The sequence below is a fragment of the Arthrobacter sp. E44 genome, assembly GCF_041877125.1.
Classification (GTDB): domain Bacteria; phylum Actinomycetota; class Actinomycetes; order Actinomycetales; family Micrococcaceae; genus Arthrobacter.
Genome location: NZ_JBHDJA010000035.1, coordinates 1 through 12,059, shown reverse-complemented (window position 1 = coordinate 12,059; position 12,059 = coordinate 1). Strand labels below are relative to the sequence as shown.

Sequence of the window (12,059 nt, the reverse complement as noted above, 5' to 3'; positions counted from 1 at the left end):
CGATTCTTTGCCGGGGGTACTGACTTCCGTTCACTTGTAGCTGATAATAAGAACTCGTGTCCGCCAATCCCGTTGTTCCTTGCGCGCTATGAAGCGCTCCACACCTGTGCTGGGCGATCTCGGGTTCGAGGCCATTGTCGTGCCAGGCGATACATCCTTGGCGGAAATTGAAGTGTTGTTCAGGGCCGATCGCGGGCTTCGGGGTGTCGTTATCGACGTCGGCGGGCATCATTCCTTGTTGACCCGGGACCAGCTTGATCACCGGATGACGGGACGGCTGGGTTACGGGCGGGCGCTGAATGCGCGTGTGAGCGTAGAAGCGTTGGTACCACACAGGACCTTCAGGCTGCCTCCGTCGATGAATCTTCAGACCGCCGCCGCCGCGGTGCTGGGCAGGCCCGAGGAGAGCAGATACCAGGATATGCTCGTCACCGCGGCGGCTCCCCGCATCGTCCCGGTATCGGAGGTTTTCGAGGGACTTTCCGACGTCTTCCGGCATGCCGCTCTCCACGACCCGCTCACCGGTCTGGCCAACAGGCGCGGGCTGGAAGAGTCAGGGCCGGCGCTCCTGGCCGGCGAGGGTTCGTCCCGCGCGGCGATCCTCTACATAGACCTCGATGACTTTAAGGTCATCAACGACACCTTTGGGCATCGGTCCGGCGATGCCGTGCTCACCGCTTTTACGGCCAGGCTACAGGCCTGCACGCGCCCGGCAGACACGGTCGCCCGGCTCGGAGGGGACGAATTCGCCGTAATACTGACGGACGTCGATGAGGCCACGGCCCGGACCGCGGCGCACCGGATCCTGGAGTCCCTGGATGAGCCATTCGACCATGACGGTCACAGCTTCCGGCTCTCCGCCACCTTGGGCCTGGCCATGGCCGACGACGTCGAGGACGATAGGCAGGACCCCGGGACCCGTCTCGAATACTTGCTCCGCCACGCGGACGAAGCGATGTTGCAGGCAAAACACGAAGGTAAACGCCGGCTAGGCCGGATCGACCCCTCCCGGCCAACCCGTTTCTCCCGTCAAGCCCTCATCCGCCGCCGCTTGCCACTGGCCCTCGGCAACGCAGGCTTCAGCCTCCACTACCAGCCCCTCATGGACATTCTTACCGGTTCATGTCTTGCCGTGGAAGCGTTACTGCGCTGGGAAGACCCGGAACTGGGCATGGTCTCGCCGGAGGACTTCATCCACATTGCCGAATTCACCGGTGAAATCCATGCCATCGGCCGGTGGGTCATCGACGAGGCCTGCATCCAGGCCCGGAAGTGGATGGACGCCGGCACCCCCCGGGCCATCTCCGTAAATATTTCGCCTCTGCAGTTAGCAACGGGAAGCTTGGTCCCCGATATCCAGGCGGCGCTGCTGCGCCATCATGTGCCGGCATCCCTGCTGAACATCGAAATCACCGAGAGTGCCGCCATCGTGGATCTACCGTCCGCTGCGTCACAGCTGCGCGCCCTGATCCACGCGGGCACCGGCGTTGCCCTCGACGATTACGGCACAGCCTATTCGTCTTTGGCGCTGCTGCGGGAACTTCCCCTCACCGGGTTGAAGCTGGATAAGGCCTTCATCGATGCGATCGATACGGACCGCACCTCCGCGATCCTGGTAGCCAGCGTCATCGGCCCGGCGAAAATCCTCGGCCTGCGAACAACCGCCGAGGGCGTTGAACGCGAATCCCAACTAGCGGTTCTGAGAGGGCTCGGTTGCGACACCGCTCAGGGCTATCTCATCTCGCGGCCACTGCCCGCCGCAGAGCTCGAACCCGTCCTGAGGAAAAGAACACCGGCTGATATGTGAGCACAAACCCCCCTCGCGCAGAACTTCCCGCCCGCAAAGCGCGAAAATGAGAACGAAAATCCCCGGGACCTGCACTCCTCGGCCACGACGGACTCAACGGCCTACCCCCAAGTTCTCATCAACGTCTGGCCGCCGCCCTGCTCAGACCTGGATCATCCGATTGGTGCATTCCGGCCTGCCCTGAACGAGGATTCGGGCGCGCTCGAACGCGGCGTGAAACCCCTACACACCGTTCCGAACGCCCCAGCCGCCCCAGAGCTGCGGTCGAGGAGCGCAACGACGCGGCAGAGGCCCCCGGGCGCGTCGGTGCCCACCGGTAAGAAACCCAACGTCATCGACCGCATTTAATCGGTCCGCACCGTTCGGGCGCGGCCGCTTGGTGTGGCTGCCATCGGAGCGGTGCGCGAGTGCAGGCCGAGTTCTTCGAACCGGAACCAACCTGCCATATTCACCAGGCGACCCGCAGGCCGGCCTCGACGACGTCCCGCGCGGGGGACGTCGAGGAAGAACGTTCCGCCGGCGCCGCGGGGCCACATGACCGCCCGGGGTACCGACCCAGGGCTGTTGCTTTCGGCGTTGCCAGAGGCGGTGCCACTATTCAGGCAGTTGTATCTGGAAGCCGCAGCTGCAGCGCAATATGCGGGTGGTAAGGCAGACGTCGTTGGCGTTCTGCGGGTCGCGGTCCGTGTAGACGGCGTTGAGGCAGCCGGCCTCTGAATCGAGCGTATGCATCGGCCGGCCGCAGTGGACGTACTCTCCGTCGAATATCAGGACGTCATCCTCGCCCGGGGCCCGGCTGAGGACTGCCCCTACGGCGGCAACGTCGGCTCGTCGCAGGTAGTGGAGATCGCACGCGGTGCAGACATACCCTGCTTCCACGAAATCGTCCGAGGGCGGATCGAGGGCTTTAATCGACTGCAGCCTCAGCTCCGTGTCAGAACCGCAATGGCCGCACAGGAGCAAAGTACTGCCGGGGCGATCAGTGTGCGGGCGGATACTGGCGGCGCCGGGATCGAAGGACATTTTTACGCTCCCGCCGCGTAGCTGGACAGGCTGCAATCCGCCCCGTCGACACAACCCAGGCGCATTGCCGCGCTGAATGCGGTATCTGGCAGGCCGGTCCAGGCGGTGATGGCCCGGCCACCGCCCTGGTTGACATGCGAGGCGGCCATGCTCGGCTCCCTTTTAGCTGCGTGCATTCCAGCCCGCCATCCTGCTATAGCGGGATCTCCCGCCAGCTATGCACCAAGCCGAAAGGAGGATAGATACGTGATGCCTGCCACCAAAAACCTACGCCGTGGCTCCTGGCGTGTCCAGCCACCGTCGGCGGCGGCAGGACAGTCCGGGCAGAAAGAACCTGCCCACGATTCCCTTGTCATCTTGTCTGGGCTGGACTGGTAGCGGAGTATTTGAAGTGGCGGTGTTTCACCTTGCTGGAGAGGGTCCATTCAGCCTTCATCGGGGTTCCGTCCGGGGGCTGACTCGCGGCCTCAAGAAATTCGGGAGTCAGCCCCACTTGCCGGTGCCGCACCGGGTGCCTCGGCGCATAGCCTGTCGCGGTATTGCTACGGACAGTGGTTTCAGCCCTGCGAGGAGAATCACGAGGCAAGGCCCCTGAGCTCGCCGCCGGGATCCTGAGCCTGTCCTGAAAAACGGGCAACACCATTGGCACTTAGGACAGTCATCGTGCAGCGGCCACTTCCCGACCGAGCAGTCCGCGTTGAAGTGCGTCTACCTGGCTATCATGAGCCTGGACCCCACCGGCAAGGGCCGGAAACGCTGGAGCAACCGCTGGAAGGCCACTCTCAACGCCTCCGAGATCACCTTTGACGGCCGCCTGTCCGCCGGCAGGAGCTAGAGAAGACAACCCCAGTTACACCGAATAATTGACAGACCCCAGCTGCGCATCGACACAATCCGTGAAAACACCATGGCAGGGTTGGCCCATGCCAGATCCCAGGGCCGCGTTGGCGGCCGGCCAACCGTGATGACCCCGGAACGGATCGAAGCAGCTTTGCTGCTGCGGGAGGAAAACAAGAACATTCAGCAGATCGCCAAGACTCTAGGCGTCGGCCGTATGTCCGTATCCCGTGCCCTGGCTAAGTTCGAGGGCAGTTCCTCATGAAGAGATTTGTGATCGGGTTCAGCCTGGCGCTTTCAGCGTGGGTCTGCGCCGGGATCTACCTCATCCTGGCCGCCCAGGCATTCGGCAAGGCGGTAGCCCAGGGAAACGCATCGTTCCTGGGCGAGGCCGCGTTTTTGCTTGGCCTTGGCGTCGTGAGCTGGGCAGTGCTGCTCTACCTGGGGAGTCTGTTCGGGATCAGGCGCCCACGACTTATGAGAAAGAAGAACCGATGAGCCGTATCGAAACCGTGTATGTGGTGAGTGAGCCGCAACCCACCGTTGAGGAATCCGTGAGGCAGCTTGCCCAGCGACTCGACAAGAACCTCAAGGATCTCGTGACAGTGTTCCAGGAGGCGGGGGACCAGCTGTGGAGCGCCGAACCTGCCTCACACACAGTTACACCGGTTCCTGCCGTGGAACGGCGGTCCGCTGGGATTATTGGCCATGAGAACGTCCAGGTCATGCGTTACATCGCGTCCGCACTGGTCATGGTTTCCTTCCAGAAGCGAATCGACTGACCGGGACCACAATGTCTTGTTAGGGCTGGTGACGACGCTGCTCCCCGAGTGGTGTGTTGGACAGGGCACTGCGAGCCACAGGGGGTAGCCTTCTTCCGTTAACCACGCATCAAGCGTGGCGCCCCGGTCACTTTCGGCAAGGGGCTAACGGCCCCGCTCTCCAGTCCGCTGCTGCTGGCCCAAAGCACGGCTAGTGTTTCGCGGTGGCAGTATGATCGATGCCTGTGTACGACGAAGCTTCCTCCCTCTTTGAGATCCACGAGCCTACGCCGGCTCCCAACGTCCTTGATCCGCTTCCGATCAAGACGGAGCAAATACAAGCGATTCGTGATGCGTTTGAAAAGGCTGGGGTGGTTAACCAGGACGACCGCAAGGCCTTGATCGAATCAGTCGTCGTGCGGGAAGTAGCGAGCCTTCGCGAGCTGAAGGCCGTCGATGCCCGGCGGATTCTTCAGCGCATCGAGGGCCTGCGTCGTCCCAAATCAACAAGCACCGGATCGGCGTGGGATAACCGAGAAGAAGACACCTGGATCGACAAGCTCTAGAGGGGATCCTCGCTTTTCAGCTTCCAATCGCCGTGTACGGTAATGGCCGCCGGCGATGACCGGCCCAGCTGATCCGCGCGGGTAGGGTTGGGGTTGAGTTCGTGCTGCGCGGTCTGCGTAGGGCACGAACTCAAATCATGTGGAAGTAAGGATGGGAATGTCGAGGCTTACGGACCTTCTGCGCGCTGCCAAGCAGCTTGACCCGCAGCTTGGCAAGGATTTGGAAGACGAGATTCAGCCGTTGCAGAAGCGCCTGCCATTCGGGCTCAATTTCGAGAGGCACTCACCCGAAGCCGTAGAGCTCGCAGGCCACAAGATCCGCAAGGGAAGTAAGGTCCGGATTCTGTCACCCCGTGGATCAACCGCTCGTGGTGACCAGCGGCTCTACCGGGTCAACAAGGTCATCGGTGACGCCGCTGAGATCTCGGTTCTGGACAGTTCTGATGGCGAGGCCTGCACGGTACAGGTCGATGACCTTATCCTGGTCGCTGAGTTCCGCGATTGGATCTATCCCGGGCTCCGCCCGGACGGCACTGTGGAGCGCGGCGGGGACAAGCCTTTCCACACGGTTATCAATGGCGAGAACTTCCACGTTTTGGAACAGCTGACCTTCACCCACGAGCGCGCCGTCGACGCTATTTATATTGACCCGCCCTATAACACCGGCGCCCGTGACTGGAAGTACAACAATGACTACGTCGAGGGCGATGATCTGTACCGACACTCGAAGTGGCTGGCGTTCATGGAGCGGCGGCTCAAGCTGGCAAAGCGCCTCCTCAAGCCGGAGGACTCTGTTCTCATCGTGACGATCGACGAGAAGGAGTACCTTCGGCTTGGGCTTCTGTTGGAGCAGGTATTCGATGATGCTCGTATTCAGATGGTGAGTATTGCAATCAGTCCTCCCGGGGCAAAGAGGGACGCAGCCTTCCGTCGAAGTGACGAATACGCCTTCTTCGTGTCGTTCGGTGAGGCAGCGCCTGTCCCTCTCGCGTTGGCACCCGAGTGGGATGGTGCGAAGAGGACGACCACGATGAACCTGCGGTGGGTGAGTATGATCCGCTCCGGAACTGGTGCGTTGCGACGCGACCGACCTGGGATGTTTTATCCGGTACTGCTCGATGCAGTGTCAGGGGCACTCACTGGTGTGGGTGAAGTCTTGCCCTTGTCGTCACAACGCTCCGACTATCGTTCGCCAGAGGGAACCGTGGCCGTTTGGCCGATTCGTGAGGACGGCAGCGAAGGCAGATGGCAAGTTGGGCCTGATACCGCCCGATCACTCCACGCAGCGGGGTTTATGCGCATTGGGAAGTTCAACGGCACTTCGGCTGCGATCTCCTACCTCAAAGCAGGTGAACAAACAAAAGTCCGGGCCGGCGTGTTCGGTGAGGTCAGTAGGTCTGTCTCCGGCCACGTTGAGGTGGAGGGAGCCGCTGCAACTGCAACCAGCCGTGTTCCGACTACCCAATGGGCTCTCGCCTCCCATTCCGCGGCCGACTTTGGAAGTCGACTGCTGCGTAACCTGTTGCCGGAACGCAAGTTCCCGTTCCCCAAATCGCTGTACGCGGTCGAGGACGCACTCCGTTTCTACGTTGCCAACAAGCCTGAGGCTGTTGTCCTCGACTTTTTCGCTGGCTCAGGGACCACTGCACATGCGGTCATGCGGCTGAACCGACAAGACAACGGTCGGCGTCAATGCATCTCGGTGACGAACAACGAGGTGTCAGCTGAAGAACAGACGCGGCTACGTAAGCACAAGCTGCGCCCCGGCGATGCACAGTGGGAACAACATGGCATCTGTGACTACATCACCAAACCTCGAATCAGGGCAGCGATCACAGGCCTCACGCCGGAAGGTGATCCGATCAAGGGCGACTACAAGTTCGTCGATGAGTTTCCGATGGGCGACGGCTTCGAGGAGAACGCCGCATTCTTCACACTGACCTATGAGTCTCCGTGGCTTGTCAGCACGGACCGGGCTTTTGCCGCCATCGCGCCGATGCTGTGGCTTCGCGCCGGCGCCAGGGGGCGCCGTATAGACGTGATCAAAGACGGTTGGGCGGTCGCTGACAGCTACGGCATCATCAAGGATCTGGACTCGGCAGCAGAGTTCATCGCTGCACTTCAGGCTCAGGATGACCTGCGGCTCGCTTACATCGTCACCGACGACGAGGGTCGTTATCAGCAGATGGCGAACGAAATCCCTGGTGTTGAGACCGTTCGTCTATACGAGGACTACCTCCGGAACTGCGAAAGCAACGGTGACTTCTGATGCGCTTCACGCTCAAGGACTATCAAGCAGACGCCGTTGGTGACACGCTGACGGAGCTTGCTGACGCACGCGAATTCTACCACGGCGCACGCAAGAGGGTGACGTCGGTGGCGCTCACAGCTACCACTGGTGCAGGCAAGACGGTCATGGCAGCGGGAGTCATCGAAGCCCTCTTCTGGGGTAGCGGAGACTTTGAGACGGTGGCTGATCCGGGGGCAGTCGTCCTGTGGTTCAGCGACGATCCTTCACTTAATCAGCAGACGCGGCACCGCTTGGAACAGGCGTCTGACCGCCTCCGCAATCGCCTTATCACGGTGGAGCACCCGTTCCGATATCGCAAGCTCCAGCCTGGTCATGTGTACTTCCTCAATACCTCGAAGCTGTCGCGGAACAGCTTGCTGGTTCGGGGTCACGACCGAGATGGAGTTCTGCCCGGTATGGAGTCGAACCCGGATACCGTGCCGTTCACGTTCTGGGACACCCTGCGGAACACCATCGAGGATGAAAGCACCACGTTGTACATGGTGCTCGATGAGGCGCACCGCGGTATGGGGCGGCGTGCGTCGTCGGACACGCCCACAATCGTGAAGCGTCTGATCAACGGAAACGGCTATGGCCCTCCTGTTCCGATCGTTTGGGGCATCTCCGCGACTGTGAAGCGGTTTGAGGACGCGATGAGCGCTGCGGAGGTGCAGGACAATCGGGTCCACCTCCGGACCGTCACTGTGGATCCTGTCCGTATCCAGGAGTCCGGCCTTCTCAAAGACGACATTGTTCTTGACTTTCCCGCGGAGACCGGAGACTTCAACACTGTTCTCCTGCGCCGGGGCGTCCGCAAGGTGAAGGAACTGTCGTTGGCTTGGGCGGAGTATGCGGCTGCACAGAACGATCACGATCCAATCGCGCCCTTACTGGTCCTGCAAGTGCCAAACAAGCCGTCGCCGGCGGAGGTGGCCTCAGCCATCGATGTCATCCGGAATGAATGGCCCGAAATCGGTCCCGACGCTTTCGCGCACGTCTTCGGAGACCACACCGCACAGACGTTCGGTGCTCATAGCGTTCCGTACATTTCGCCCGAGCGGGTGCAGGACGCGACCTACATTCGCGTGCTGCTCGCGAAGGACGCAATCAGCACCGGCTGGGACTGTCCGCGCGCAGAGGTCATGGTGTCGTTCCGTCCGGCTGAGGACGAGACGCACATAACCCAGCTTTTGGGCCGCATGATCCGCACCCCGCTGGCGCGCAGAGTTGAAGGTGACGACCTCCTGAACAGTGTCGAGTGCATCCTGCCTCGCTTCAACAAGGCTACCGCCAGCCGCGTGCTTGAACAGATCATGGGCAATGACCTCTCCGAAACAGGTGGCGGCACGGGCCAACGTGTGTTGATCGATCCGCAGCTCATGACGCCCAACGACCGGGTGTCAGACTCAGTGTGGACGCTGTTCACCGAACTTCCCGCTGAGACTTTGCCGCGCAAACACGCCAGTCCGATCAAACGCCTGACCTCTCTTGCACACGCGCTTGCAGCGGACGGCTTGGTGCCAGAGGCCGGCCAGGTTGCGCATCGGCGCCTCCATGGAGTTCTCAACGGTCTCGCCGCGCAGTATCCTGAGGAGCTCGGAAAGGCCGAGGCGGATGTGCTGACGGTGGTTGGCGGCAGTGTGCGCGGTCACGCGCGCTACGGTTTGCGAGCAGACGAAGCGTGGACAGAGGTCGCCGACGACCGAGCCATTCAGGAAGCGTACCGGCATGGCTCGCGTACGGTGACGCCTGACATCGCGCGCACCTACGTCGATCATCTCGCGGCAGATGCTGATGACGAGGACGTACTCCGTGACGCACATGTGCGTGTGGCCGGGCTCGCAACGCTGCCTCAGACACGGCCGGCACTCGATGCTGCGGCGGACTCGCTCTCGTCGGAGTGGCTGAGCAGGCATCGAGTGGCGGTCAAGACGCTGCCTGAGTCTCGTCAAAGCCTGTACGCGGAGATCACAGCCATGAGCACCGATCCGCAAATGATCTCGATGGCGCTGCCGAAGAACCGCCAGGAGGAGACTCGCCGAGCGGTCGGCGACGCCATCCAGATGCTCGACCAGCGGCCACTCCATCTGCTCTCAGACGAAGATGGCATGTTCCCGATCGGGAAACTCAACCCGGACGAGGTCCAGGTGCTCGACACCGAGATCCAACGTGGCGACATGCTCGCCTGGTATCGCAACCCTACAGGCGGCCGCGACTCAATGAGCATCGCATACCAGGACATACACGGCGCTTGGCGGACTCTTCGGCCTGACTTCCTGTTTTTCGTCAAGAGTGGTGACGGCGTGAGAGTCAACATCGTCGATCCGCACGGTTCGTGGCTACCTGATGCATTACCGAAGCTGCGGGGGATGGCTCGATTTGCGGAGGTGTACGGCGAGAACTTCCATCGCATCGAATCGATTTCTCGGATCGACGGCGAGCTGCGAGTCCTCGACTTCACCCTGCCCCACGTGAGGAAGAGCGTGCTGGATGCGATCGACGCGGACTTCGCATACCGCGAGTCTTCCGTGGCGTATTGAACTGTTGGAATCGAATTGCGGGGAGGGGCGGACGGAATAGACACGCTCCGCACTCTACTCAGATGAGTAATTGCGCATTTACTCATTGCAGTTACGGAACTCTCCGTGCTTGCAAGGATCGTGCTCCGCTTCGCTCCGGGTTGTAAAGCTCTGCCCTGCGTCCTGGGCGGGTTGATCCTTAGGCCCTCAGCCTTTTAGTTCTGCGTGCTTCTTATCGCGTTCGCCATGGCCCGCAAGGAGTTTGGGTTTTCCTCCCACCGGCTCCCGTCCCGTGTGCAGGCATGGAACGATGTCATGCCCGTCTCGTCGGCCGCCTGCCGAAGCTCGGCCCAAGCCGCTTCCAGGTCCGCCAACTGCGCGGGGGACAGCGGCTCTCGTTCGTCGGCCGCGGGCACCACGACAGCCGGGAACTCTTCTGCAGCCGGAACCCGGCGCCTGCTCAGGAAGTTTCGCAGTCCCACTGTCATCTCTCCTTCTGACAAGAATGTCCCGCCTGAGATTGGGGGAACCAGGCGGGACAAGCCCACTCTAACAGCCAAGTCTGACAGTTTTAGGGCAGAAGCATGCTCGCAGGGCTCGCACCCCTTCGGGCGTCCACTCCGCAAGCTCCGTGGCCGGCTGTTGGGTGCTGCCGGTCCGTCGCAGAGCTCCTGCCCGTCATCACCTGACGTCTTCGACGCTTTTTTGTGGCTGTCCTTATGTTGTTGACGGGTAGTTTTCCGTGGCCGTTGTAGGGTCGTGGCTACCCAGGGGAGGCGGGTATGGCTTTGTTGCTGTGGCCGGACGACTCGCGCGTGACGGCTTCGTAGGATTGGCCGCCCGCCACCCCGCGATGACCCGACCGCTGATTGAGAGACGCGACATGATCGCCGGATAAGGACACGACGGCGCGGTTATCTGCTGGGTTCCAACCATCCGACAGACTGGAGGCTGTTTTGGCGAAATTGTGGGCCGGGATCGACGCCGGCAAAGCCCATCACCACTGCGTCGTGATCGACGCCGACGGAAACCGTCTGCTCTCCCAAAAAATCCCCAACGATGAACCGGCATTGATCGAGCTCATGTCCAACGTCCTCAGACTCGGGGACGGGGATGAAATCGTTTGGGCAACGGACCTGAACCACGGCGGACCCGCGCTGCTGATCGCCATCCTCGTCGCCCACGGCCAGAACATCCTCTACATCCCCGGCCGGGTCGTCCACCACGCCTCCAAGCTCTACCGCGGCGAAGGCAAAACGGACGCGAAAGACGCCGCAGTGATCGCGGACCAGGCCAGGGTGCGTAAAGATCTGCAGCCTCTGCGTGCAGGGGATGAGATCAGCACGGGCCTGCGGATCCTCACCGCCCGGAGGGCTGACAAATCCGCGGACCGGGTCCGGGCGATCAACCGGCTGCAGGCCCAACTGCTCGAATACTTCCCCGCCCTTGAGCGTGCCTTTGACTACAGCCGCTCTAAAGGTGCGTTGCTGCTGCTGACCAAACACCGGACCCCTGACGGGATCCGCCGCACCGGTCAGGCCAGGATCCACGCCTGGCTGAAGAAACACGGCACCCGTTCCTCCGCCGCGGTGGCCCAGGCGGCCGTGGACGCAGCGAAGTCCCAGCACACCACCGTCCCGGCCCAGCACCTCGGGGAATCGATCGTCGCCGCCTTGGCACAGGAAATCATCACCTTGGACAAGGAACTGGCCGACCTGGATGCGCTGATCGCTGAGAAGGTCACCGAACACCGGCACACACAGGTGCTGCTGAGCATGCCCGGCTTCGGCCCCGTCCTCGCCGCTGAATTCCTCGGCGCCACCGGCGGCGACCTCACTGTCTTCCAAACTGCGGACCGGTTCGCCGGCGTCGTCGGACTCGCCCCCGCGCCCCGGGACTCCGGAAAGATCAGCGGCAACCACCACCGGCCCAGACGCTACGACCGCCGGCTGCTCCGGGTCTTCTACCTTTCCGGGCTCTCGGCCCTGAAAAGCTGCCCCGCCTCACGAACCTACTACGACAGAAAACGCACCGAAGGCAAAACCCACATCCAGGCCATGCTCTCCCTGGCCCGCCGCCGTCTCAACGTCCTTTGGGCCATGCTCCGCGACGGCACTACCTACGCCGCTGTCAGGCCACAAGCGTCACGTATAGCTGCGTAATGCCGGCGGGCAGGACGGAACTTGACCGCATCCACACGCCGTCATGCCTTAATGGAGGACCCCTTGCACGTCGAGTGGAGCAGTTTTTAGCATG

General features: G+C 61.9%; 11 protein-coding genes and 1 pseudogene. 9 read left to right on the top strand and 3 right to left on the bottom strand.

What is annotated here, in order from left to right:
- Window positions 1–88: 88 nt before the first annotated feature.
- Entirely contained in the window at window positions 89–1,807 is a 1,719-nt protein-coding gene (locus tag ACETK3_RS20325; protein ID WP_373993497.1) for a putative bifunctional diguanylate cyclase/phosphodiesterase, read from the top strand.
- A gap of 594 nt (window positions 1,808–2,401) precedes the next feature.
- On the opposite strand, the gene ACETK3_RS20320 is transcribed toward ACETK3_RS20325, so the two are convergent.
- The gene (locus ACETK3_RS20320) at window positions 2,402–2,830 is read right to left on the bottom strand and encodes a hypothetical protein (RefSeq protein ID WP_236803056.1); all 429 of its coding nucleotides are present in this window, start codon (window positions 2,828–2,830) and stop codon (window positions 2,402–2,404) included.
- A 2-nt stretch (window positions 2,831–2,832) separates the two neighbouring features.
- Window positions 2,833–2,979: a hypothetical protein gene (locus tag ACETK3_RS20315; protein WP_237430600.1), complete on the bottom strand. Its 147-nt coding sequence runs from the start codon at window positions 2,977–2,979 to the stop codon at window positions 2,833–2,835.
- Between the two features lie 521 nt (window positions 2,980–3,500).
- On the opposite strand from ACETK3_RS20315, the pseudogene ACETK3_RS20310 reads away from it, so the two are divergent.
- The 7 genes and pseudogenes from ACETK3_RS20310 to ACETK3_RS20280 form a co-directional block, all read left to right on the top strand.
- A pseudogene (locus tag ACETK3_RS20310) lies at window positions 3,501–3,665 on the top strand (IS256 family transposase); the annotation flags it as partial.
- Window positions 3,666–3,737: 72 nt separating this feature from the next.
- Window positions 3,738–3,932 (top strand): helix-turn-helix domain-containing protein, encoded by a 195-nt coding sequence (locus ACETK3_RS20305; protein WP_373993496.1) that lies wholly within the window; start codon window positions 3,738–3,740, stop codon window positions 3,930–3,932.
- Window positions 3,929–4,165 carry a hypothetical protein gene (locus ACETK3_RS20300; RefSeq protein ID WP_373993495.1) on the top strand — a complete coding sequence of 79 codons (237 nt, stop codon included), beginning with the start codon at window positions 3,929–3,931 and terminating at the stop codon, window positions 4,163–4,165. The genes ACETK3_RS20305 and ACETK3_RS20300 overlap by 4 nt, the downstream gene beginning before the upstream one ends.
- The gene (locus ACETK3_RS20295; protein ID WP_373993494.1) at window positions 4,162–4,449 is read left to right on the top strand and encodes a hypothetical protein; all 288 of its coding nucleotides are present in this window, start codon (window positions 4,162–4,164) and stop codon (window positions 4,447–4,449) included. The genes ACETK3_RS20300 and ACETK3_RS20295 overlap by 4 nt, the downstream gene beginning before the upstream one ends.
- A 224-nt stretch (window positions 4,450–4,673) precedes the next feature.
- Complete coding sequence (locus ACETK3_RS20290) at window positions 4,674–4,994, top strand: hypothetical protein (protein ID WP_373993493.1); 321 nt, start codon at window positions 4,674–4,676, stop codon at window positions 4,992–4,994.
- Between the two features lie 157 nt (window positions 4,995–5,151).
- Window positions 5,152–7,263: a site-specific DNA-methyltransferase gene (locus ACETK3_RS20285; RefSeq protein ID WP_373993492.1), complete on the top strand. Its 2,112-nt coding sequence runs from the start codon at window positions 5,152–5,154 to the stop codon at window positions 7,261–7,263.
- Window positions 7,263–9,824 carry a DEAD/DEAH box helicase gene (locus tag ACETK3_RS20280; protein ID WP_373993491.1) on the top strand — a complete coding sequence of 854 codons (2,562 nt, stop codon included), beginning with the start codon at window positions 7,263–7,265 and terminating at the stop codon, window positions 9,822–9,824. Before ACETK3_RS20285 ends, ACETK3_RS20280 begins: the two co-directional genes overlap by 1 nt.
- 194 nt (window positions 9,825–10,018) lie before the next feature.
- Here ACETK3_RS20280 and ACETK3_RS20275 read toward each other — a convergent pair whose 3' ends face one another.
- Complete coding sequence (locus tag ACETK3_RS20275; protein ID WP_373993490.1) at window positions 10,019–10,291, bottom strand: hypothetical protein; 273 nt, start codon at window positions 10,289–10,291, stop codon at window positions 10,019–10,021.
- Window positions 10,292–10,759: 468 nt separating this feature from the next.
- On the opposite strand from ACETK3_RS20275, the gene ACETK3_RS20270 reads away from it, so the two are divergent.
- Window positions 10,760–11,965: an IS110 family transposase gene (locus ACETK3_RS20270; RefSeq protein ID WP_236799539.1), complete on the top strand. Its 1,206-nt coding sequence runs from the start codon at window positions 10,760–10,762 to the stop codon at window positions 11,963–11,965.
- Window positions 11,966–12,059 lie beyond the last annotated feature (94 nt).

Excerpts from the sequence above, each read along its gene's own strand:
- ACETK3_RS20325 (WP_373993497.1), top strand. The coding sequence starts at position 89 with ATGAAGCGCTCCACACCTGTGCTGGGCGATCTCGGGTTCGAGGCCATT.
- ACETK3_RS20320 (WP_236803056.1), bottom strand. The coding sequence starts at position 2,830 with ATGTCCTTCGATCCCGGCGCCGCCAGTATCCGCCCGCACACTGATCGC.
- ACETK3_RS20315 (WP_237430600.1), bottom strand. The coding sequence starts at position 2,979 with ATGGCCGCCTCGCATGTCAACCAGGGCGGTGGCCGGGCCATCACCGCC.
- ACETK3_RS20305 (WP_373993496.1), top strand. The coding sequence starts at position 3,738 with ATGGCAGGGTTGGCCCATGCCAGATCCCAGGGCCGCGTTGGCGGCCGG.
- ACETK3_RS20300 (WP_373993495.1), top strand. The coding sequence starts at position 3,929 with ATGAAGAGATTTGTGATCGGGTTCAGCCTGGCGCTTTCAGCGTGGGTC.
- ACETK3_RS20295 (WP_373993494.1), top strand. The coding sequence starts at position 4,162 with ATGAGCCGTATCGAAACCGTGTATGTGGTGAGTGAGCCGCAACCCACC.
- ACETK3_RS20285 (WP_373993492.1), top strand. The coding sequence starts at position 5,152 with ATGTCGAGGCTTACGGACCTTCTGCGCGCTGCCAAGCAGCTTGACCCG.
- ACETK3_RS20280 (WP_373993491.1), top strand. The coding sequence starts at position 7,263 with ATGCGCTTCACGCTCAAGGACTATCAAGCAGACGCCGTTGGTGACACG.
- ACETK3_RS20275 (WP_373993490.1), bottom strand. The coding sequence starts at position 10,291 with ATGACAGTGGGACTGCGAAACTTCCTGAGCAGGCGCCGGGTTCCGGCT.